At 63.0% G+C, this 20,662-nt stretch carries 20 protein-coding genes; 7 read left to right on the forward strand and 13 right to left on the reverse strand.

The window, feature by feature from the left end; translation table 11 throughout:
- Window positions 1–12: 12 nt before the first annotated feature.
- From fumC to ABMA59_RS17975, 4 genes are all read right to left on the reverse strand, one after another.
- Window positions 13–1,404, reverse strand: coding sequence for a class II fumarate hydratase (fumC, locus tag ABMA59_RS17960; RefSeq protein ID WP_349006749.1), 1,392 nt, complete (start codon window positions 1,402–1,404; stop codon window positions 13–15).
- Between the two features lie 94 nt (window positions 1,405–1,498).
- Window positions 1,499–1,645 carry a hypothetical protein gene (locus ABMA59_RS17965; RefSeq protein ID WP_349006750.1) on the reverse strand — a complete coding sequence of 49 codons (147 nt, stop codon included), beginning with the start codon at window positions 1,643–1,645 and terminating at the stop codon, window positions 1,499–1,501.
- Window positions 1,646–1,680: 35 nt separating this feature from the next.
- Window positions 1,681–2,847, reverse strand: coding sequence for a hypothetical protein (locus tag ABMA59_RS17970; RefSeq protein ID WP_349006751.1), 1,167 nt, complete (start codon window positions 2,845–2,847; stop codon window positions 1,681–1,683).
- 247 nt (window positions 2,848–3,094) lie between these two features.
- Window positions 3,095–3,622 carry a class I SAM-dependent methyltransferase gene (locus ABMA59_RS17975; RefSeq protein ID WP_349006752.1) on the reverse strand — a complete coding sequence of 176 codons (528 nt, stop codon included), beginning with the start codon at window positions 3,620–3,622 and terminating at the stop codon, window positions 3,095–3,097.
- A 317-nt stretch (window positions 3,623–3,939) separates the two neighbouring features.
- Between ABMA59_RS17975 and ABMA59_RS17980 the strand changes: the two genes are divergently transcribed.
- Entirely contained in the window at window positions 3,940–4,602 is a 663-nt protein-coding gene (locus ABMA59_RS17980; protein WP_349006753.1) for a glutathione S-transferase family protein, read from the forward strand.
- Between the two features lie 253 nt (window positions 4,603–4,855).
- Here ABMA59_RS17980 and groL read toward each other — a convergent pair whose 3' ends face one another.
- The 4 genes from groL to ABMA59_RS18000 form a co-directional block, all read right to left on the reverse strand.
- Window positions 4,856–6,499 carry a chaperonin GroEL gene (gene groL, locus ABMA59_RS17985; RefSeq protein ID WP_349006754.1) on the reverse strand — a complete coding sequence of 548 codons (1,644 nt, stop codon included), beginning with the start codon at window positions 6,497–6,499 and terminating at the stop codon, window positions 4,856–4,858.
- A 104-nt stretch (window positions 6,500–6,603) separates the two neighbouring features.
- The gene (groES, locus tag ABMA59_RS17990; RefSeq protein WP_349006755.1) at window positions 6,604–6,900 is read right to left on the reverse strand and encodes a co-chaperone GroES; all 297 of its coding nucleotides are present in this window, start codon (window positions 6,898–6,900) and stop codon (window positions 6,604–6,606) included.
- A 285-nt stretch (window positions 6,901–7,185) separates the two neighbouring features.
- The gene (locus ABMA59_RS17995) at window positions 7,186–9,129 is read right to left on the reverse strand and encodes a TadE/TadG family type IV pilus assembly protein (RefSeq protein WP_349006756.1); all 1,944 of its coding nucleotides are present in this window, start codon (window positions 9,127–9,129) and stop codon (window positions 7,186–7,188) included.
- Between the two features lie 151 nt (window positions 9,130–9,280).
- Complete coding sequence (locus ABMA59_RS18000) at window positions 9,281–9,688, reverse strand: hypothetical protein (protein ID WP_349006757.1); 408 nt, start codon at window positions 9,686–9,688, stop codon at window positions 9,281–9,283.
- Between the two features lie 199 nt (window positions 9,689–9,887).
- On the opposite strand from ABMA59_RS18000, the gene ABMA59_RS18005 reads away from it, so the two are divergent.
- A complete protein-coding gene (locus ABMA59_RS18005) occupies window positions 9,888–10,739 on the forward strand; it encodes a TIGR01459 family HAD-type hydrolase (RefSeq protein ID WP_425475938.1) in 852 nt (283 codons plus the stop codon).
- Window positions 10,740–10,754: 15 nt separating this feature from the next.
- Window positions 10,755–11,741: a bifunctional riboflavin kinase/FAD synthetase gene (locus tag ABMA59_RS18010; RefSeq protein ID WP_349006759.1), complete on the forward strand. Its 987-nt coding sequence runs from the start codon at window positions 10,755–10,757 to the stop codon at window positions 11,739–11,741.
- 3 nt (window positions 11,742–11,744) lie between these two features.
- Here ABMA59_RS18010 and ABMA59_RS18015 read toward each other — a convergent pair whose 3' ends face one another.
- Together ABMA59_RS18015 and ABMA59_RS18020 are read right to left on the reverse strand one after the other, a co-directional pair.
- Window positions 11,745–12,308: an HdeD family acid-resistance protein gene (locus ABMA59_RS18015; RefSeq protein ID WP_349006760.1), complete on the reverse strand. Its 564-nt coding sequence runs from the start codon at window positions 12,306–12,308 to the stop codon at window positions 11,745–11,747.
- Window positions 12,309–12,531: 223 nt separating this feature from the next.
- Window positions 12,532–13,587, reverse strand: coding sequence for a hypothetical protein (locus tag ABMA59_RS18020; protein ID WP_349006761.1), 1,056 nt, complete (start codon window positions 13,585–13,587; stop codon window positions 12,532–12,534).
- On the opposite strand from ABMA59_RS18020, the gene ABMA59_RS18025 reads away from it, so the two are divergent.
- Together ABMA59_RS18025 and ABMA59_RS18030 are read left to right on the forward strand one after the other, a co-directional pair.
- Window positions 13,586–14,179, forward strand: coding sequence for a hypothetical protein (locus ABMA59_RS18025; RefSeq protein ID WP_349006762.1), 594 nt, complete (start codon window positions 13,586–13,588; stop codon window positions 14,177–14,179). The genes ABMA59_RS18020 and ABMA59_RS18025 overlap by 2 nt on opposite strands.
- Window positions 14,180–14,269: 90 nt before the next feature.
- The gene (locus ABMA59_RS18030; RefSeq protein ID WP_349006763.1) at window positions 14,270–15,079 is read left to right on the forward strand and encodes a MipA/OmpV family protein; all 810 of its coding nucleotides are present in this window, start codon (window positions 14,270–14,272) and stop codon (window positions 15,077–15,079) included.
- Between the two features lie 13 nt (window positions 15,080–15,092).
- Here ABMA59_RS18030 and ABMA59_RS18035 read toward each other — a convergent pair whose 3' ends face one another.
- Both ABMA59_RS18035 and parS read right to left on the reverse strand, forming a co-directional pair.
- Window positions 15,093–15,527, reverse strand: a complete 435-nt coding sequence (locus tag ABMA59_RS18035) for an RES family NAD+ phosphorylase (protein WP_349006764.1) — start codon at window positions 15,525–15,527, stop codon at window positions 15,093–15,095.
- Window positions 15,528–15,529: 2 nt separating this feature from the next.
- Window positions 15,530–15,895, reverse strand: a complete 366-nt coding sequence (parS, locus tag ABMA59_RS18040) for a type II RES/Xre toxin-antitoxin system antitoxin (RefSeq protein ID WP_349006765.1) — start codon at window positions 15,893–15,895, stop codon at window positions 15,530–15,532.
- Window positions 15,896–16,190: 295 nt separating this feature from the next.
- Here parS and ileS point away from each other — a divergent pair, with 295 nt between their 5' ends.
- A complete protein-coding gene (gene ileS, locus ABMA59_RS18045; RefSeq protein ID WP_349006766.1) occupies window positions 16,191–19,307 on the forward strand; it encodes an isoleucine--tRNA ligase in 3,117 nt (1,038 codons plus the stop codon).
- 150 nt (window positions 19,308–19,457) lie between these two features.
- The gene (locus ABMA59_RS18050) at window positions 19,458–20,147 is read left to right on the forward strand and encodes a hypothetical protein (protein ID WP_349006767.1); all 690 of its coding nucleotides are present in this window, start codon (window positions 19,458–19,460) and stop codon (window positions 20,145–20,147) included.
- A 55-nt stretch (window positions 20,148–20,202) separates the two neighbouring features.
- On the opposite strand, the gene ABMA59_RS18055 is transcribed toward ABMA59_RS18050, so the two are convergent.
- Complete coding sequence (locus ABMA59_RS18055; protein WP_349006868.1) at window positions 20,203–20,649, reverse strand: nucleoside deaminase; 447 nt, start codon at window positions 20,647–20,649, stop codon at window positions 20,203–20,205.
- Window positions 20,650–20,662 lie beyond the last annotated feature (13 nt).

Below are 20,662 nucleotides of genomic sequence, written 5' to 3' on the forward strand. Positions count from 1 at the left end.
ATATTCTGCGCGTCAGCCCGGATGCGTCATATCCTCCGGACGCACCAGCCGGTCGAAGTCGGCATCGCTGACATAACCGCCGCCCACGGCTTCCTCACGCAGCGTGGTGCCGTTCTTATGGGCGGTCTTGGCGATCTTCGCCGCGTTGTCGTAGCCGATGGTGGGAGCGAGCGCGGTGACCAGCATCAGCGAGCGTTCGAGCGCGGCCTTGATGTTGTCCTCGCGCGCCTCGATGCCCACCACGCAATTGTCGGTGAAGGAGATGGCGGCGTCGCTCAGCAACTGCACGGATTGCAGGAAATTATAGGCCATGAGCGGGTTGTAGACGTTGAGTTCGAAATGGCCCTGGCTGCCGGCGAAGGTGATGGTGGAATTGTTGCCCATCACCTGGATGCAGACCTGGGTGAGCGCCTCGCACTGCGTTGGATTGACCTTTCCAGGCATGATCGAGGAGCCGGGCTCGTTTTCCGGCAGCGACAACTCGCCGAGGCCGGAACGCGGGCCGGAGCCGAGCAGACGGATATCGTTCGCGATCTTGAACAGCGCGGCGGCGGCCGAGTTGATGGCGCCGTGCGAGAACACCATGGAATCGTGGGCGGCAAGCGCCTCAAACTTGTTGGGTGCGGTGACGAAAGCAATGCCGGTGATGGCGGCGATGCGGTCGGCGACCTTTTCGGCAAATCCGATCGGCGCATTGAGGCCGGTGCCGACCGCCGTGCCGCCCTGCGCCAGTTCCTGAAGACCGGGCAGCGTCAGTTCGATGCGCTGGATCGAGGAGGCGACCTGCGCGGCATAGCCGGAGAATTCCTGGCCGAGCGTCAGCGGCGTGGCGTCCTGCGTGTGGGTACGGCCGATCTTGACGATATGGTCGAAGGCTTTTGCCTTGGCTTCGAGCGCGGCGTGCAGGTGTTTCAGCGCCGGCAGCAGGTCGTGGGCGATGCGCTCGGCGCAGGCGATGTGCATGGCCGTCGGATAGGTGTCGTTCGACGACTGGCTCATATTGACGTGGTCGTTGGGGTGGACCGGCTTCTTGGAGCCCATCACGCCGCCCAGCATCTCGATCGCCCGATTGGAGATGACCTCGTTGGCATTCATGTTGGACTGCGTGCCGGACCCGGTCTGCCAGACGACCAGCGGAAAATGCTCGTTGAGCTTTCCGTCGATGACTTCCTGCGCGGCCTCCACGATGGCCGCGCCGATCTTCGGGTCGAGCCGGCCGAGTTCCATGTTCACTTCCGCCGCCGCGCGCTTGACGATGCCTAAGGCGCGCACAACCGACAGCGGCTGCTTCTCCCAGCCGATCTTGAAATTGCCGAGCGAGCGCTGTGCCTGCGCGCCCCAATAGCGGTCGCCGGCGACCTCGATGGGGCCGAATGTGTCGGTCTCGGTTCTGGTCTGGCTCATCAGCTTTCCTCATGCCCACTTTTTCGGGGGTGGCGTATCGCGTCGCACAACGGGCTTCAAGTGAAGAATGAAAGGCATGTCGATCCAAATCGGTTCAATTGGAAAACGCCGCATTTTCCGAAGCTTGAGCAAAGAACCGCTGGTACGGAAACAGGTTCACCGGGCTTCGCGCACGGGAGGAGAAAGCTCTTTGCGGACAGCCCTGTTCGCCGCCGCGCGGCGGAAAATCCGCGCCGGCCATCGATTCCTCGGTGTCGAGTCGCACAGACGGCGTTGTCACGACGTGTCGGGCGACTGCAGCACCCAGCAGGCGAGCCCGTGCATGACGTCCAGAACCTCATGGACGTCATGGGTGGGTTTTCTGCGCCAGCCCGGCGGGCGGCCGGGTTTCAGCGGCCAGATTCGGCGAGCCCGGCCCGGCCTGGGAGGGTCTCCGCTCCGCGCTGTCGCCGCTTTGCGCATTCTGCGCCGCGCGCCGATCGCGGCGAGCATTTTGTCATGCTCGCTCATCGCATCGGGGTCTCCGTCCCCGACGGTCATCGCGTCGCGAATTTTCTTATCCTGCGCGCTTGCCGCGTCGCGCCGCGCCTGCCAGCGGGCAAAACGTTTGGCCTGGCGCGGCAGGTCGTCGAGGGTCGCGGCCAGCGTCTCAAGCCGCAAGGCCAGCCGCGACGCATCGATCGGGTCGTTTCGCGAGGGAGGCGCCGCAACAGGAACCGGTTCGCCGAAACCGGCAATGGAGATGCGCGGCACGCCGCTGGGTGCCGGCCGCGAGGGCCGGCGGTTCCAGGGCGGCAGCGGATCGAACAGCGGCAGCGCCGGGACGCGACGGTCTTCCGGCTGCCTGCCGATACGGCGGAATTTGCGCCGGCTCGGCTTCTTCGGCTTCGGTTCTCGCGGACGCGGCGGCGGCAAAACCAGCCCGCGCGCCGCCACGACGATCAGCCGCCGCGCCGCCGCCTCGGCCGGACGCAGCAGTTTGAGGATGGCGCGGTGGAGATGGCGAGGAAGGCTAAGTGCCGGGTTAAGTGCCGGGGACAGTTTACTTTTTTCCGCCAGCACCTGCCTTGAAGCGGCCGCGCCCTTCCGCGGAAAGAAAGTAAACTGTCCCCCAGCGCCAGGCTCCCCGGCGGCAGGTCCCCCAGCGCCAGGCTCCCCGGCGGCAGGTCCCCCAGCGCCAGGCTCCCCGGCGGCAGGTCCCCCAGCGCCAGGCTCCCCGGCGGCAGGTCCCCCAGCGCCAGGCTCCCCGGCGGCAGGTCCCCCAGCGCCAGGCTCCCCAGCGGCAGGTCCCCCAGCGCCAGGCTCCCCAGCGCCAGGCCCTCCGGCGCCAACGCCCCCAGCGGCAAGCCCAATACCGGCAGCCAGCCCGGCCATGCCGACAAGCATGGCAAGGATGCGCTTCAAAGCCTCCCGGTTCTTGTCGATCGCCGCATTCCAGTCCATCGCCGCTTCCTTCCAGCACGCGGCGAGATTATCGCTGCGAAAGGGAAGGGCGGGGACAACTTTCCGGAAAAGAATCCTGACAGATGCTGACAATAACCGCCTACGGCGAGCCATCCCGTCCAGTTTCCAGCACTATGTGCTTCCAGAGCTGCGCAGGCTGTCGCGCCCAACACGGCGAACGGGGTCGAATTGCATGGGCTGGTGCATCCGTCGTTCATGCTTGCCCGGCTTCTCCTGAGCCTATCGGCTAAGCGTCGGAAGGTTGGGCGCGCACATGGATGCCGAGAGACTGGCCGAGCGGTTCACTTGCCCGCGCCATGACCTCAAAACCGCAGGCAGCGAGCTTTTCACCGATCAGCATTTCGATTTTTTGTGCCTGTGACATGCCCGGCGGCTCGTAGAACAGGTCGAGCTGCCCACCGGGATTCAGCAGATGCCGTACCGCTGCCAATTCGCGGCGCGGATCAATCCAGAATACATTGACGTTGACGGCAAAGATGCGGTCGAAGCGCCGGCTGCCCAAATCGGCGTCCGCGAGCGCCGCCACCTCGAACGAAACGCGGCCGGCAGCGATTTGGGCGGCGTTCCTCTGTTGCGCAACCGCGACCATCTTGTCCGAACGGTCGATGGCGACAAGGCTGCCGGCCGACAGATTTTCGCAGATCAGTCCGGCCAATACGCCGTGGCCGCAGCCGACCTCGAGCAGATCGGCGGTGTCGTCGAAGGCAAGCTGTCGGGCGGCCCAGAGCAGGCGCGGCGGGATCTTTTCGGTCATGGGGTGGAGGATAAAGTCCGTCCGCGACGGCCACCATCCCCGGGCCGCACTTTTCTCAAAACTCTGCCGCAAAATGAAACCGCCCCGCCGGTGAGGGCTCCGGCGAGGCGATTTGTGTCATCGGCCATCCTTATGACTCGTCATCCGGATTGCCTTTGCACATCCCTAGAATGTTTTGGCGGCGAGAGGGTTCCGGCCGATTTCTGGAAAACGCGCAATGAATGCGCTGCGACGAGAACCGCCCTTGTCCGTTGCCGGTGTGGCGGTGTCGCGCTAACCAGAAGGCGGAGCGCCGCCAAGAAAGGCTTGAGGAAGACATGAGCGAAGAATTCGTCCTCTACATTGGCAACAAATGTTTCTCCTCCTGGTCGCTGCGGCCGTGGATCGCCATGCGCCATCTCGAAATCCCGTTTCGGGAGGAATTCGTGCGGCTGCGCACGCCGGAGACCGCCGCGAATCTTGCCAGGATTTCGCCGACCGGACAGGTGCCCGTCTTGAATCACAATGGCAGGATCATCTGGGAAACCCTTGCGATCCTTGAATATTTGAACGACCTCTTTCCGGAGAGGCAGCTCTGGCCCGCCGATCTCGATGCGCGTGCGCTGGCGCGGTCGGTGGCGACTGAAATGCATTCCGGTTTCCGGGAGCTTCGCTACGGCTGGCCGATGAATTTGCGCCGGCCGAAGGCGCACAAGCCGATGCAGGGCGAAGGCGACGGCAATCGCCGCCGCATCGAAGCGATCTGGCGCGAATGCCGGCGGAAATTCGGGGAGGGTGGGCCTTTCCTGTTTGGTGATTTCACCGCCACCGACGCCATGTATGCGCCGGTGGTGACGCGCTTCGACACTTATGGCGGCAAACTGGACCCGGATATCCGCTCTTACGTCGACGCCGTGCTGGACACGCCGGGGATGCGCCACTGGTATGCCGAAGCGGCGAAGGAGCCATGGCCGGAACCCGGCCCGCACGAACAGGATTGATCGCGGATCGGCTCACCGTCGAAAAAAAACGCCTCCCGCACCTGTGACAGTGCTGGAGGCGTCTTTTTGTCTTTGGCTGTCTATTGAACTGCCTCGGACATCACATTAATGCACCGCAGGCAAAAGGGTTCCAGACTTTTTTGCGATTTTTTTCGTCGCGGTTCACAATGCAAAAAGGGCGGCCTCGCGACCGCCCTTCCGTATTTTCGAGCCTTGGCTGGCTGGGTCCTCGGGGCAAGCCCGAGGACGGACTTTAGAAGTCCATGCCGCCCATGCCGCCCATGCCGCCGCCCGGCATTGCCGGCATCGGGGCGTCCTTCTTCGGAGCCTCGGCGATCATGGCCTCGGTGGTGACCAGCAAGCCGGCAACCGAAGCGGCGTCCTGCAGAGCGGTGCGCACGACCTTGACCGGGTCGACGATGCCCATGCCGATCATGTCGCCATATTCGCCCGTCTGGGCGTTGTAGCCGAAGGTCGCGCCCTTGTTCTCAAGGATCTTGCCGGCGACGATCGAAGCTTCCGCTCCGGCGTTGGCGGCGATCTGGCGAGCCGGGGACTGCAGAGCACGGCGCACGATGGCGATGCCGGCAGCCTGGTCGGAGTTGACGCCGGTGGCCTTGAGGTTGGCAGAAGCGCGCAGCAGCGCGACGCCGCCGCCGGCGACGATGCCTTCTTCCACCGCGGCGCGGGTGGCGTTCAGCGCGTCGTCAACGCGGTCCTTCTTCTCCTTGACTTCCACTTCCGTCGCACCGCCGACGCGGATGACCGCAACGCCGCCGGCGAGCTTGGCCAGACGCTCCTGCAGCTTCTCCTTGTCGTAGTCCGAGGTGGTCTCCTCGATCTGCTGCTTGATCTGGGCGACGCGGCCCTGGATCTCGGCCTTCTTGCCGGCGCCGTCGACGATGGTGGTGTTCTCCTTGGAGATCGACACCTTCTTGGCGCGGCCGAGCATGTTGAGGCCGACGTTCTCGAGCTTGATGCCGAGGTCTTCGGAGATGACCTGGCCGCCCGACAGGATCGCGATGTCCTCGAGCATGGCCTTGCGGCGGTCGCCGAAGCCCGGAGCCTTGACGGCGGCGATCTTCAGGCCGCCACGCAGCTTGTTGACGACCAGCGTGGCCAGAGCCTCACCCTCGACGTCTTCCGAGATGATGAGCAGCGGCTTGGAGGTCTGCACGACGGCTTCCAGGACCGGCAGCATGGCCTGCAGGTTGGAGAGCTTCTTCTCGTGGAGGAGGATGTAGGCGTCTTCCAGGTCAGCAACCATCTTGTCGGGGTTGGTGACGAAGTAGGGGCTGAGGTAGCCGCGGTCGAACTGCATGCCTTCGACGACTTCGAGCTCGGTCTCGGCGGTCTTGGCTTCCTCGACGGTGATGACACCCTCGTTGCCGACCTTCTGCATGGCTTCGGCGATCATCTTGCCGACCGACTCGTCGCCGTTGGCGGAGATGGTGCCGACCTGGGCGACTTCTTCCGAGGTCTTGATCTTCTTGGCGGCCTTGCCGAGCAGACCGACGACTTCGGTGACGGCGAGGTCGATGCCGCGCTTCAGGTCCATCGGGTTCATGCCGGCGGCAACCGCCTTGTGGCCTTCCTGGACGATCGACTGGGCGAGAACGGTCGCGGTCGTGGTGCCGTCGCCGGCGATGTCGTTGGTCTTCGAAGCGACTTCGCGGACCATCTGCGCGCCCATGTTCTCGAACTTGTCGGCAAGCTCGATTTCCTTGGCGACGGTGACGCCGTCCTTGGTGATGCGCGGGGCGCCGAACGACTTGTCGATGACGACGTTGCGGCCCTTGGGGCCGAGCGTGACCTTGACGGCGTCGGCGAGGATGTTGACGCCGTGCAGCATGCGCTCACGGGCGTCGCGGGAGAATTTTACGTCTTTGGCAGCCATTGTTTGAATTCCTTCGGAATTGAGGCAGTTGGGAATGGGCAGTTGGCAGACGGGTTTCAGCAGGCCTATTGCCTATTGCCTACTGCCGATTGCCCAAATTCAGATCAGCCGATGATGCCCATGATGTCGGATTCCTTCATGATCAGAAGGTCTTCGCCATTGAGCTTCACTTCGGTGCCGGACCACTTGCCGAACAGGATGCGGTCGCCGGCCTTGACGTCCAGCGGGACCAGCTTGCCGGCTTCGTCGCGGGCGCCCGAACCGACGGCGATGATCTCGCCTTCCTGCGGCTTCTCCTTGGCGGTATCCGGAATGATGATTCCGCCCTTGGTCTTTTCTTCGGATTCGACGCGGCGGACGACCACACGGTCATGCAGCGGCCGGAAATTCGACTTTGCCATGATTGACTATCCCTGAATGCGGATGTTGAAAGGGTTTCCTCCATCCGGTCTGACCGGATCACAATTAGCACTCGTCTTGGGTGAGTGCTAACGTGGCGCGGAGATAGGCCCTGGCCTTCGCGATGTCAAGAACGCGGCGAGGCGTGCGGCATCCGATTTCGGGTCGATTTTTGCAGAGAGTGCCTCGGGCGGGGGCAAAGCCTTCGTGTCGGGCGTTTGCCGCACGGAAATCCGGACAGGATGCCCCGCCGAGGCGAGGCATCGCAAAGCGGTCGGCTTCGCCGGTCAGCCGACGATGCGCAGGTTTGAAAGCTCGTTGGCGATTTCCTCGAACACCACATCCAGGGTCGCACCGGTGGCGTTCCAGAACAGGATCTTGTTCTTGTCGATGCGGGACGGTGAGGCGCAATCCTTGAGGAGGCCGATCTGCGTCTTCTCCGCAGCCTTCTTCTCGTCGAGATCGAGAGCGACGGTCATGACGATGATCTTGCCGCCGTTGGGAGTCAGGTCGGCTTTCAGATGGGAGAAGGCTGAATTGTTGCAAAGCGCCTTGAAGTGCTCGTTCATCGCGGCGGTGTAGTTGGCGTTAGTGAAGGTCGTCTTGGGGATCGACGTGCTGGTACCCTGGAAGATGCGCCCGGTCTTGGTCGTGTCGACGATCAGTCTGGTGTAACCCAGCGAGGAATAGATCGACCGGTTGCCGGTGCTGTCGGAATATGGGTTGCCGTTTTCGTCACCCAGGGAATCCGGCGTGTAATAAGTGTTCGCGCCGTCGGTCACGACGATCACCACCTTGTCGTTGCCACGGTCGCTCTCCGGGCGTCCACCCGTGAATGGCAAGGTACTCGACACCGTTCTCCAACCCCAGGCCATGCCCTCTGGAACGTTGGTCGCGCCGAGCGGCTGCATGGCGTCGATGGCGTTGTTGATCGTCGTCTTACCGGCCGCCACGGACGTATCGGTCAAAGGCGTTATCGCGGTCGTGGTGCAACTCTGGTTGGGGCCGATGATGGCCTTGTCATGGGCTCTAATGCCTTCGACCGCCTTCTGGGGGTGCTGGTCGAAATATTTGGGCATGAATTTCTGCCGCCGGTTGTTTTCCGTGTCGGTGTACTGATCCGGCCACCAGTTGTTGTAGGACCGGATCGGATCGGACTCGTCGGGCGCGAACATCGGCACGAACAACGTCGCCGGCGTTCCGGTGGAGGGTACGGTGTCGTCCACGTCATAGGGTGATGGGCGAGCCTCGACGCAGCCTTTCCATGCGGCAAACGCCGCATAGTTCGGCCGGTTTTCGTACACGTCCTGGTATTCCGTGCACTTGCCGTTTTTGGTTTTCGAACACACGGTGCCGGTCTTCACAGCCGTGTAGCCGCTTATACGCTGAAGGTCCTTATACAATGAGAAGCGAGTGACCTTCTTGTTTTCCTCGGTTCCCCAGCCGGTTCCCTTCTTGTACCAGATGCCACCCACGTTCTCGACGTATTTGCTGTTGCCGTAATTGGCCTTGCTCATCGTCGTCCAATCGAAATTCTCGTGATGGATCGGCGAGATGCCATCCTGATCCATCCAGGTCTTGTCAGCGTTGTCCGGACCGATATTCACCGACGCGGCGAACGGCACGAGCGAGAATTGGACGGGCTTCACGACCTGCGTCATCTGGTCGGCCTGGGCGGAGAGCGTGGTGACAAGTTCCTTCGCTGCCTTCTTGAGCAGATCCATTCGCATCGTGCTGGAACTGCCGCCTTTTTCGGACATCGACCCGGAATTGTCGAGGACGAGCGCAACCTCGAGCGTGTTCTTCAGCCTGACCTCGGAGGTCTCGCTGAAGGCGACGCTCGTGACCGCGTTGCTGCCAAGCATGCTGGTCAGCGCCGGCAGGAAATAGGGATCGTATGTCGTGGCCGCCGAGAGCTTGAGCGTGCCGCCGCCTGCATTGTCCTTGGGCAGCACGAGCGTCAATGTCACCTTGCTCATATCCAGGCCGTTCGCGTTGGCCTCGAAGAAGTCCCTGGCATATTTCTCGACATCCGCGTCCTCCATGCCTTCGAGGTAGACGCGCGCCGCGGCGATGCCGGCGGCGTCGAGAGCCGAGAGCGCCTGGGCGCGTTCTCGGGTCAGTTCCGCGTAGTCGATCGCAAGGGCGAGACCGCCAACCATCGGCAGCATGCAGATTACGGTGATCATGGCATAGTTGCCGCGCCGGTCGGCCCAGAATTTCCGAAACATTTGACGCACCCGATCGTAGATCTATCGAAAGACGATCGCATGAATAGTTGAACATCCTGTCAGCCGGGATGGTTAAAGTTGGCGGGCAAAGTTCAAAATGGATTAACCATGCGCAAGGCGGGACGGCCGGCGATGCAACCGGAGCGATTGTTCAGGAGGTTGGGCCGGCCAGCCTGGACAGCTTGTAGGGGGGACGCGCCTGCTCCGGCGCTTCGTCGGAGGGCTCATCTGCCGGCGTCAGGATAATCTCCTGAACCGGGTGCGCGGCGTCGTGTTCCGGCTCCCCGGAGGCAAGCTGGTTTCTGCGGATTTCGGCGGACAGGTCGCGGATGGCCGCGTCCACCGAGCGCGCCACGCGGACGACTTCGTCATGCGCCCGCCTGGAACGCAGCATGGCGCTAAGGGCGAAGCCGGCCGATGCCAAGGCGAGCACCAGCGTCGCGGCGGCGATCGCCAGCACAAGGTCGACCGGCGGTACGCCGGCGCCGGCGGCGCTTTTCAGCGCGATGAAACATATGACACAAAAGACCGCCGCGCAGGCGATCAGTCTTCCCGACATGGTTTCGTCCCCGGTAACACCGCGCCGTCCCTTCCTCGTTCCCATCGGAGGCGGCCTTGCCGCCACCATCTTGCACGGCGGGGCGGGGCTGTTAAGTCAAAGCTGGTGACACGGCGAAAACTCTCGGTTAATCCGGGCGCGGCCGATCGCTGGGCGGGCGGCCGGCATATGGATGAAAATGGCAAGGTGCGGTGCGGCTTTGGTCGAATTCGTTGAATCGCTGGACGAGCTTTCCGGCGCCTATTCCGCCGTGCTGTGCGATGTCTGGGGCGTGGTCCACAACGGTGTTTCCGCCTATCCGCAGGCCGGCGTGGCGCTTGAGCGTGCGCGTGCCAAGGGATTGGCCGTGGTGCTGATCACCAACTCGCCGCGTCCGCATGAAGGCGTCGAAAAGCAGTTGCGGGCCATCGGCGTGCCGGATTCGGCCTGGGACCGGGTGGTGACCTCGGGCGACGTGACCCGCGAGTTGATCCGCCAGGGGCCGCGAAAAATCTTCCATCTCGGGCCGGAGCGCGACGAACCGATCTTCGAGGGCATCGATGTGGAACTCGTCGAGGAGCCGGAAGCCGCGGCGATCGTCTGCACGGGCCTGTTCGACGACGAGGCCGAGACGCCGGATGACTATACCGAACAGCTCCGCCGGTTGCGTTCGCGCGATTTGCCGTTCATCTGCGCCAATCCGGACATCGTGGTCGAGCGCGGCCACAAGATGATTTTCTGCGCCGGCGCGCTGGCGCGCGACTACGGCCTGCTCGGCGGCCGCACGCTGATTGCCGGCAAGCCGTATCGCCCCATCTATGAGGCCGCCCTTGCCGCGGCGGGCGAGGTGCTCGGCCGCGAGGTCGCGGAGAAGGAGGCGCTGGCCGTCGGCGACGGCATGCTGACCGACATCAAGGGCGCCGCCGACAACGGCATTGACGCGCTTTACGTTTCCGGCGGCATCCACGCCAAGGATTATGGCGATATCGATGACCCGGATCGCGAGCGCCTCGCGGCGTTCCTTACCCATCACGGCCGGACGCCCGTCGCCGTGATTCCGCGTTTGCGATAGACGGGCCGGCACACCATGTCCCAAGGCGGCTTCGAATGGCTGACCGGTTCGCGGACCTTGCCCGAGCGGCTGCGCGACGGTGTCGTGGCGATCGGAAATTTCGACGGGGTGCACCGCGGCCATCAGGCGGTGCTCGATCGGGCTCTTGAGGAAGCACGGGCGCGTGGCATGCCGGCGCTTGTGTTGACCTTCGAGCCGCACCCGCGTTCGGTGTTCCGCCCGGACATTCCGCTGCCGCGCATAACACCGGCGCCGGTCAAGGCGAGGCTGATCCGCCTGTTGGGGTTCGACGCCATCGTCGAGCAGGAGTTTTCGCGGGCATTTGCCCAGATGTCAGCGGACGAATTCATCGACGACGTGCTGGTGCGCCGGCTCGGCGTCGGACATGTGGTGACGGGATTCGATTTCCACTTCGGCAGGAACCGGCAGGGTGACCCGGCCTTTCTGGTCGCCGCCGCCAAGAGCCGAGGATTCGGCGTCACCCAGGTCGAAGCGTTCAGCGACGAGGGCGGCGATATCGTCTCGTCCAGCCGCATCAGGACGCTGCTCGAAGCGGGCGACGTCTCGCAGGCGGCGGGCTTGCTCGGCTATCGCTTCACGGTCGAGAGCGAGATTGTGCACGGCAAGAAACTCGGGCGGACGCTGGGTTTCCCGACCGCCAACATGGTGCTGCCCGACGACGCGGTGCTGCGTCACGGCATCTATGCCGTGCGGCTGCGCCGCGCCAATGGCGACCTGCATGACGGCGTGGCGAGTTTCGGCCGCCGGCCGACGGTGGAGAGCGACGGTCAGCCGCTGCTCGAGACCTATGTGTTCGATTTCGCCGGCGATCTCTATCGCGAGGTCTGTGACGTATCGTTCTTTGGCTTCCTGCGCGGCGAGGAAAAATTCGACGGTCTGGACGCGCTGCTCGACCAGATGAACCGCGACAAGGAAGAGGCGCGGGCGCTGCTCAGCGCTGCCGCGCCGCTTTCGGCCCTGGACCTTGCCGTCGCCTTCTGACGCTTATTTTCTCAGGCCGAAACCGAAGGCGATGAAACTGACGCCCTGGATGATCAGGTCGACCGCCAGGAAGATGCCCAGGATCCACAGGCTGTTGACCGGCCATCCCGCCCAGATGACCAGGCCGGCAAGCGTCGTGATGACACCCGAAGCGACGATCCAACCCCAGCCGGAGAGCGATTTGCCGGTGAACCCGACCCAGACGCGAAGCAGCCCGGATACCACCAGCGTGATCGCCAGGAACAAGGTCAGGAATGCCGAGGCGAGCAAGGGATTGGTGAAGGCGAAATAGCCGGCGACGATGTAAAGCAGGCCGCTGATCAGCCACCAGAAGAAGCTGCCCCACGACTTGACGCCGAATGCGTGGATGATCTCCATGACGCCGCCAGCGATCATCATCCAGCCGACGAAGAAAACCGACGCCGCTGTGGCGATGAGAAGGTTGCCGGCGGCGATCACGCCAAGGACAAGAAGCAGCACGCCCAGGACGACGAACCAACCCCATTTTGTCCGCGTCTCGCGGTTGGCTTCATTCAGTGAGCCCTGAGTCGCTCCGGATACCGTCATTGTCATCCCCTCCTTGAAAATGCCGCGACATGCCGCAGGGGAAGGTTAGTCCTGCGCGGGGCGCCCGTCCAGCGGATGAAATGCGAACATGTCGTTCAGAGCGAAAAGGAATTTTTACAGGAACTCGTTAAGGCCGCCTAGCGGAACGATTGGGCCGGCCGGGTGACAAGCCGTCTGCCGTTTCGATTTCACGGCGCGCCGATCCTACGGATGCGCGGCAAGCTCAGAAAGACTTGCTGAAGGTGAAGGTCTTTCGGCAGTCCCCGTCGTTCAACGTGCAGGAGTGCCCGGCCGTAATCCTGACCGATTTCCAGGGGTGGAACTCGAACCCCCAGCCGGCCCGGTTGAAGCCGCCCGACGAATTCGGCAGTTCCACGAACAGATGGTCGATGACCCACTTGGGAAGTTTGACCTTGTCGTAGAGGAACTCCTTTATGATGGTCTTCAGGATCAGTTCGTTGGCGATGTGGTGGAGGGCGTTCGGTGACAGCGATATGTCGCCGTCCGGTCCGCCGATGACGACGCCGAACTCGTCGATGTGGACGTTGCAGCGGACCGGGGACAAAGCGAGGTGAAGGGCGCTGAAGTCGAGCGTCGCGGACTGTCCGTCCGTCCATGAGATTTCGCGAAAGCCGGTGCCGCTGGTGGCAAGGAACGACATGTCGATGGCGTCGGGTCCCGCCTGCTTCTTGCCTTCTATGAAGGTCCGCCCGTTGGCCTTCTGCGCATCCCGCACGGCCTGCGCGAGCTTTTTGTAGTTGCGCGGGCTGAAGTTGATGCCGTCGTGGGTCGTGCCGCCGATGGCCGGTTCGCCGTCGATGAATTCTTCCAGCTTGATCCCCAGCACCGAGGTGCGTTTCGCGATCGTCTGATAGATGTCGCTGCTCAGATACTTCGGCGGGCCGCCTTGCGGGTCGCCCATGCGGCCCCAGTCATGCGGCGCGATGTAGACACGGCAGAGGCCGGGCTTGTTGGTCGAGATGTCGAGGTGCAGATAGTTGTAGGTATGGGTCTGGCTGTAGCCGAACGCATCGATGCCGGCATCCCGCCAGGGATCGTTCTCGCCGGGCAGGGTGACGTTGTGCTTGCGGAACCGGGTGTTGTGTTCGGCCTTCGTCAGCAGGCGCTCGTATTGGTCGCAGTGGAACTCGAAGCCGTAATAGTGGCGCGAATAGCCGGTGATCCGCCAGCGCATCCCGTCGAGCGACAGGCCGACCTCGTTGAGCCTCAGCCTGATCTTGTTGCCTTCCGCCGCCGAAAGAGTCCTATCCCCACTCATGTCCGACCTCGCTCCTTGGTTTGAACTCGCCTTTGCGAATGTGGAGAGAGTGACATTCTATGTGGATTTTGTAACAGGTGCACGCTGCCGGCTGAACGGCCTGTGTCCATCTCGTTTCGATGCATTTTTTGTCGCCATCCTTGCGGCGCGCTCTACATGCGGCTTCGCGTCACCGGATACGGTTCCACGGCCGCCGTCCGATGAACAGTACGCCGGCAGTCGACATCAGCTTGCCCGGCGGATCATAAAGTGTTTTACTTCCCGCATGAAAAGCCTCGCCATCATATGGGCGTTGATGCTGGTTTGCGCCGGCCTTTTTATTGTCTGCGACAGTTTCAGTGCTCATTGGGGCAAGACGGGCAGCACGAAAAGCCTGATGGCGTTTGTCGCCCTGTCACCGTTGTCTTACTTTGTCTTTGCGTTCATCAACAGGAGCATTGACCTGGCCGTGGCCGGCGCGCTGGTCAACACACTGATCGTGGTCGGCGCCGTTCTGGTGGGCGTCGTGGTCTTCGAGGAAGAGCTTTCGCGGCTGCAATATCTCGGCATCGGACTGGCTCTGGCCTCCGTGACGCTGCTCAACATGGGCTGACCGCGCTCTCGCGGCGTTACGTGCGTTTAATTCAAACTTTACCGTCTTGCTTGCAAAGCTGAGGCTTCTGGCGCTGGCGGTTCGGTTTACATGACAAGACGTTCTCTTTGTGCAACGGTCCTGCTGGCGGTTTCCGCGGCCACGGCCGAGGCCGGCGAAAAAGGTTTCTTCGACTGGGCGCATGGCGACTGGTATCTGACCGTCGGCGCCGCTGGATATGCCGCGCCCGAGTTCGAGGGTGCGAGCGACATGGTTTTCCGCGCCACGCCGATGATCTCGCTGGGCAAGGTCGGCCCAGAGGCGCGCTTCACGTCGCGCAACGACAATATTTCGCTCTCCCTCATGGACACCGGCTCGTTCCGTGCGGGTCCGGTCGGCAAGATCGTGTTCCCGCGCGATGCGGATGACGCCGACGGCCTGCAGGGCATGGACGACGTGAAGGGCGGGTTGGAACTCGGCGCCTTCGCCGAATACTACCCGACCGACTGGCTGCGCGTTCGCGGCGAATTGCGGTACGGCGTTCGCGCCCATGACGGCATTGTAGGCGACGTCGCGGTCGATGCGTTCAAGGACATGACCGAGACTGTCCGGATTTCGGGCGGCCCGCGCCTCTCCTTCGCTTCCGCCGACTATTTCGACACCTATTATGGGGTCGACGCCGAGGAGAGCGCGGCGTCGGGTCTTGCCGAATACGATCCCGGCGGCGGGATGAGATCGGCGGGTGTCGGCGGCGCCATCACCTGGAAGGCTACCGAAAAGGTCACGGCAAGCCTGTTCGGCGAATATGCTCGGTTGCTGGGGCCGGCGGCGGATTCCTCGCTGGTGAAGGAACGCGGCTCTCCGAACCAGTTCATGGTCGGCATGTCGACGACCTACCGGTTCAACTTCACGATTCCGTAAGCTCCCAACAGGTTCAGGCGAAAAGCCGACTGTCGAAGGGATAACGTTCCACGCCGACGATCGTGATCGATGCGGCGTCGCGATGCAGGGGGTTGACGATAAAGTTCAGTGCCCTCGGCATGACGACCGATGGAACTTTCATCATCGCAAAGCGCCCGTCCTCGATGAAGCTCATGCCGATCCGTCGCGTTCGGGGCTGATCGATCCGCCAGCCCTCGAAGATGTCCGGAATGAAATGACCTACCGTGTCGGGCACGTCCATTTCGATCAACTGATAGAAGTCGGGTACTGTCTGTCGGTTTGCATGGACGAGTATTTCGAGCAAGGACGTCGAAGGATGGTCCGCGCAGTAGATGATCGGGACACCTTTGGCGTGCCAGCGACCTTCTCCATGGAGGCCGCCGTTTCCAGTCAAATCCGCGAAGTTGGAGATGCGCCAGACGCGCATGCTCAGGCGAGCATGCCGTAATCGATCCGGTGAAGCTCTTGCTCCACTTCACGCGCTCCCGCCTCGGTCCGCAGGAGGTCGATGGGGCGCACTCCGTCGAGCGCGATGATCTCGCTGCGCAGCCAGCGCTGCGCTTTCTGGCGATTGCCGAAAACGCGGTCCGCATGCTCGGCAATGCGTTCAAGCCTTAACGCCCTGTCGGTCTCGGCTATCGACAGCGGCTCGTTGCTTGCCTTGCGACGCGCGAGCGTCCGACGCGATACAACCAAGGCATCGATTTCGTCATTGGTGAATCCGAAGGTACGCAACTGGTCAATCTTGTCTGGCGACTCCAGGGGGAGGTCCGTAACCCTTGCTGCTACGCCCATGGAAAAGTTTCCTCGGTTCAGGTCATTTGCCCAACAATTTATGGGCAGATGGCATGCGTCGCAAGCCGAGCACATTCCCGCTTCACTCTTTGCCGCACCTCCGCTAAGGAACACGCTATGAATTCCGCAGCGCGCAGCGTCGCCGCCACGATACGAATTATTGGCCCGGCCTTCCGGGCGGCCTGAGCCGCCGGAAGCCCCGGGAGATTTTTGTCCCAGCGCTCTCGCGCTTTTCCCAGTTCATGATAGTTGAACGCCCTGGCTTTCCGGCCGGGCAGTCCACAATGGCAAGACGATGACCGACACGACCGAAAAACTCGACTATTCCAAGACGCTCTATCTGCCGCAGACGGAGTTTCCGATGCGCGCCGGCCTGCCGGAGAAGGAACCGCAGACCGTCGCCCGCTGGCAGGAGATGGACCTCTATCGCCTGCTGCGCGAGGACGCGGCGGGGCGGCCTAAATATGTGCTGCATGACGGCCCGCCCTATGCCAACGGCAACATCCATATCGGCCATGCGCTGAACAAGATCCTCAAGGACGTCATCACCCGCTCGTTCCAGATGCGCGGGTTCGACTCCAACTATTTGCCGGGCTGGGACTGCCACGGCCTGCCGATCGAGTGGAAGATCGAGGAGGAGAACTATCGCTCGAAGGGCAAGTCGAAACCCGACCTGTCCGATCCCGCCGCCATGGTCGCCTTCCGCCAGGAATGCCGCGCCTATGCGGAAAAATGGATCGCCGTGCAGGGCGCAGAGTTCCAGCGGCTCGGCGTCGTCGGCGATTTCAAGAACCCCTACACGACGATGAATTTCCACGCCGAGTCGCGCATCGCCGGCGAATTGCTGAAATTCGCCATGAGCGGCCAGCTTTATCGCGGGTCGAAGCCGGTCATGTGGAGCGTGGTCGAACGCACTGCGCTGGCCGAGGCAGAGGTCGAGTATGCAGATTATGAGAGCGATACGGTTTGGGTGAAGTTTCCGGTTTACATGCCGGTGCAGGGCGACGATGTCAGCCCAGCAAAAGGCAGCTACTATTTCGACCCGCGTCTCTTTGGCGCCAGCGTGGTTATCTGGACAACCACCCCTTGGACAATGCCGGGAAACCGCGCTGTCAGTTTTTCACCTCGGGTGAAATACGGTCTGTACGAAGTAATGTCCGCTGAAAATGAGTTTGGCCCGCAGAAGGGCGAAACTTTGATTTTTGCAGATGCTCTAGCTCAGGCATCCGCAGAGAAAGCGAAGGTTACATTCGATCGACTTCTGGATGTCTCGCCAGATGTGTTGGCGAATTTGGTGCTTCAGCATCCGCTGTCAGGTCTCGGGGGCGGCTACGAGTTTGCCGTTCCCATGCTCGCCGGCGACCACGTCACCGACGACGCCGGCACGGGCTTTGTCCACACCGCCCCCGGCCATGGCCGCGAGGACTTTGACGCCTGGATGTCGGCGGGCAAGGATCTGACCGCTCGTGGCATCGATACCGCGATCCCCTTCACCGTCGACGATGCGGGCTTCTTCACCAAGGATGCGCCCGGTTTCGGGCCGGACCGCCCCGGCGGGCCGGCGCGCGTCATCGACGATTCCGGCAAGAAGGGCGACGCCAACAAGGCCGTTATCGACGCGCTGATCGAGCGCAACATGCTGTTTGCGCGCGGACGGTTGAAGCACCAGTATCCGCATTCCTGGCGTTCGAAGAAGCCGGTTATCTTCCGCAACACGCCGCAGTGGTTCGTCTATATGGACAAGCCGCTGCCGCAATTCTCCCCCCTTGAGGGGGAGATGGCCGCAAAGCGGCCAGAGAGGGTAACCTCAGAAGGCGCCGCCAATAAGTCGAGCACTGCCGGGGCGACCCCCACCGCCGCCTTCGGCGGCACCTCCCCCTCAAGGGGGGAGGAAGCGCCGACGCTGCGGCAACTCGCCCTTGCCGCCATCGACGCCACGCGCTTCGTGCCGGCGGCGGGGCAGACGCGGCTGCGCGCCATGATCGCCGAGCGGCCGGACTGGGTGCTGTCGCGCCAGCGCGCCTGGGGCGTGCCGATCTGCGTGTTCGCCGATGAGGACGGCAATGTGCTGAAGGATGACGCGGTCAACCAGCGCATCCTTGACGCCTTCGAGAAGGAGGGCGCCGACGCCTGGTTCGCCGAGGGCGCAAAAGAGCGTTTCCTCGGCAACGCCCACGACGCCGCCAAATGGACCATGGTCAAGGACATTCTTGACGTCTGGTTCGATTCCGGTTCGACCCACACCTTCACGCTCGAGGACCGGCCCGACCTGAAATGGCCGGCGGATGTCTATCTGGAAGGCTCGGACCAGCACCGCGGCTGGTTCCATTCCTCGCTGCTGGAAAGCTGCGGCACGAGGGGCAGGGCGCCCTACGATACGGTCGTTACCCATGGCTTCACCATGGACGAGGAAGGCCGGAAAATGTCGAAGTCGCTCGGCAACACCGTCGTTCCGCAGGACGTGATGAAGCAGTCCGGCGCCGACATTCTGCGCCTGTGGGTGATGACCACCGACTACTGGGAAGACCAGCGGCTCGGCAAGAACATCCTGCAGACCAACATCGACGCCTACCGCAAGCTGCGCAACACCATCCGCTGGATGCTGGGCACGCTGGCCCATGACGACGGCTCGGAAGTGCCTCTGGCCGAGATGCCGGAACTGGAGCGGCTGATGCTGCACCGGCTGTCCGAGTTGGACGAGGTGGTGCGGACCGGCTACGACGCCTTCGACTTCAAGCGTATCGCCAAATCGCTGCTTGACTTCATGGTGGTCGATCTCTCCGCCTTCTATTTCGACATCCGCAAGGACGCGCTGTACTGCGACGCGCCGTCCAGCCGGCGGCGACTGGCGGCCGTGCAAGTGGTGCGGCACCTTTTCGACCATCTGGCGACCTGGCTGGCGCCGATGCTGCCCTTCACCACGGAAGAGGCCTGGCTGGAGCGTTATCCCGACCGGCGTTCGATCCATCTGGAGCAGTTCCCGGCCGTGCCTGCCGAATGGCGGGACGAGGCGCTGGCGGAAAAATGGCGCAAGGTGCGCAAGGTGCGCGGCGTCGTCACCGCAGCACTTGAGATCGAGCGTGCGAAGAAGGTCATCGGCTCGTCGCTGGAGGCCGCGCCCGCCGTATTCGTCACCGACGCCGAACTGTTCGCGGCGGTCAGGGATGTCGACATGGCGGAAGTGGCGATCACCAGCGCCATCGGGGTAAGCGGCGGCGAGGCGCCGGCCGACGCCTTCCGGCTGGACGACGTAGCCGGCGTCGCGGTGGTGCCGCGAATCGCTTCGGGCACCAAATGCGCGCGTTCCTGGCGCTACACTGACGATGTGGGATCCGATCCGGCCTTCCCGGATGTGTCGGCGCGCGACGCGGCGGCGCTGCGCGAACTGCAAAAACTGGGCAGACTTGCATGAAAATTACTGTATGCGTTGTTATGGGCGACCGCATACGGTAGAGAATTAACCAATCCGGCGACAAACTATCGCCGGATTTCCCCGCCAATCCCGCATTGAGGGGTATTCGGGGCGACTCTTAAGAGGCTTATCGCGGTGACATTTCTTGGCATGACGGGAAACCGCCGTTCCGGCATTGCGGCCGCCGCCGGTCTGGCGATTGCAGGCCTTGCACTCTCGGGCTGCATGAGTTCGCCGACCTACGGCACCGACAAGACGGCAAGCGAGCAGCTTATCGGGGATGTCAGCAATGTCTTGTCGCTTGCTCCGAAGGAGCGCGCGGCGATCGACTACAAGCCGCGGCCCGAACTGGTCAAACCTGTGAAAGGCACGGCCGCCGTCCTGCCCACCCCGCAGGACAGCATTGCGTCGGCCGGAAATCCGGAGTGGCCCGAATCGCCTGAGCAGAAGCGCGCCCGCCTGCGCGCCGAGGCCGACGAGAATCGCGACGATCCGAGCTGGCGCCCGAACATCGACCCCGATCTGGCACGCGCCACCGCGGCGCCAGTTGAGAAGAACCCGGTGATGAATACACGCCATCTCGAGACAGGCGTGGAGCCGGTCGGCACCGGCAAAGCCGGGGCCCAAAGCGCGGCGTTCCGCAAACAAATGGCCGAAAACCGGCAGGGCAGCCCGGACACGCGCAGGTATCTGAGCGAGCCTCCGCTCGACTATCGGCAGGCCTCGACGGCTGCGCCGACGGGCGAACTGGGCGAGGACGAGCTCAAGAAAGAGCGTCGCCTGAAGGCCGAAGCCCGGAAGAAGAGCGACAAGAGCTGGGCCGATATCCTGCCTTGGTAATCAAGGTGTCTAGCCTCGACCGGGGCGAGCCGGAATCTCCAGCCATCGGACAGTCTTAGCGCCGGCTCTGAAAGAAACTTGTGAGGATTGCGCTGGCGGGCCGCTCGCCAATGCCGGGATAAACGTCAGGCGCGTGATGGCAGGTTGGTGAGGCGTAGAAGCGCCCGCCGCTGACGACCGCGCCGCCTTTTTCGTCCACCGCGCCGAAATAAAGCCGCCGTACCCGCGCGAATGAGATCGCCGCGGCGCACATGGCGCAGGGTTCCAGCGTGACATAGAGATCGCAACCGGTCAGGCGCTCCGCCGCGAGCTTGCGGGACGCCTCGCGGATGACCATCATCTCGGCGTGGGCGGTGGCGTCCTTCAACTCGCGGGTGCGGTTTCCGGCGCTGGCGATGATCTCGCCATCTTGCACGAGGACAGCGCCGACCGGAACCTCCCCGCGCGCCGCCGCGGCTTCCGCCTCGGCAAGCGCGAAACTCATGAAATCCGGGCGTTTCAACGGCATGAAATCC

Origin of the sequence: Mesorhizobium yinganensis, from assembly GCF_040081985.1 — a bacterium.
Classification (GTDB): Bacteria; Pseudomonadota; Alphaproteobacteria; order Rhizobiales; family Rhizobiaceae; genus Kumtagia; species Kumtagia yinganensis.

Coding starts and splice junctions, on each gene's coding strand:
- fumC (WP_349006749.1), bottom strand. CDS start 1,404: ATGAGCCAGACCAGAACCGAGACCGACACATTCGGCCCCATCGAGGTC.
- ABMA59_RS17965 (WP_349006750.1), bottom strand. CDS start 1,645: ATGGCCGGCGCGGATTTTCCGCCGCGCGGCGGCGAACAGGGCTGTCCG.
- ABMA59_RS17970 (WP_349006751.1), bottom strand. CDS start 2,847: ATGGACTGGAATGCGGCGATCGACAAGAACCGGGAGGCTTTGAAGCGC.
- ABMA59_RS17975 (WP_349006752.1), bottom strand. CDS start 3,622: ATGACCGAAAAGATCCCGCCGCGCCTGCTCTGGGCCGCCCGACAGCTT.
- ABMA59_RS17980 (WP_349006753.1), top strand. CDS start 3,940: ATGAGCGAAGAATTCGTCCTCTACATTGGCAACAAATGTTTCTCCTCC.
- groL (WP_349006754.1), bottom strand. CDS start 6,499: ATGGCTGCCAAAGACGTAAAATTCTCCCGCGACGCCCGTGAGCGCATG.
- groES (WP_349006755.1), bottom strand. CDS start 6,900: ATGGCAAAGTCGAATTTCCGGCCGCTGCATGACCGTGTGGTCGTCCGC.
- ABMA59_RS17995 (WP_349006756.1), bottom strand. CDS start 9,129: ATGTTTCGGAAATTCTGGGCCGACCGGCGCGGCAACTATGCCATGATC.
- ABMA59_RS18000 (WP_349006757.1), bottom strand. CDS start 9,688: ATGTCGGGAAGACTGATCGCCTGCGCGGCGGTCTTTTGTGTCATATGT.
- ABMA59_RS18010 (WP_349006759.1), top strand. CDS start 10,755: ATGTCCCAAGGCGGCTTCGAATGGCTGACCGGTTCGCGGACCTTGCCC.
- ABMA59_RS18015 (WP_349006760.1), bottom strand. CDS start 12,308: ATGACGGTATCCGGAGCGACTCAGGGCTCACTGAATGAAGCCAACCGC.
- ABMA59_RS18025 (WP_349006762.1), top strand. CDS start 13,586: ATGTCCGACCTCGCTCCTTGGTTTGAACTCGCCTTTGCGAATGTGGAG.
- ABMA59_RS18020 (WP_349006761.1), bottom strand. CDS start 13,587: ATGAGTGGGGATAGGACTCTTTCGGCGGCGGAAGGCAACAAGATCAGG.
- ABMA59_RS18030 (WP_349006763.1), top strand. CDS start 14,270: ATGACAAGACGTTCTCTTTGTGCAACGGTCCTGCTGGCGGTTTCCGCG.
- ABMA59_RS18035 (WP_349006764.1), bottom strand. CDS start 15,527: ATGCGCGTCTGGCGCATCTCCAACTTCGCGGATTTGACTGGAAACGGC.
- parS (WP_349006765.1), bottom strand. CDS start 15,895: ATGGGCGTAGCAGCAAGGGTTACGGACCTCCCCCTGGAGTCGCCAGAC.
- ileS (WP_349006766.1), top strand. CDS start 16,191: ATGACCGACACGACCGAAAAACTCGACTATTCCAAGACGCTCTATCTG.
- ABMA59_RS18050 (WP_349006767.1), top strand. CDS start 19,458: ATGACGGGAAACCGCCGTTCCGGCATTGCGGCCGCCGCCGGTCTGGCG.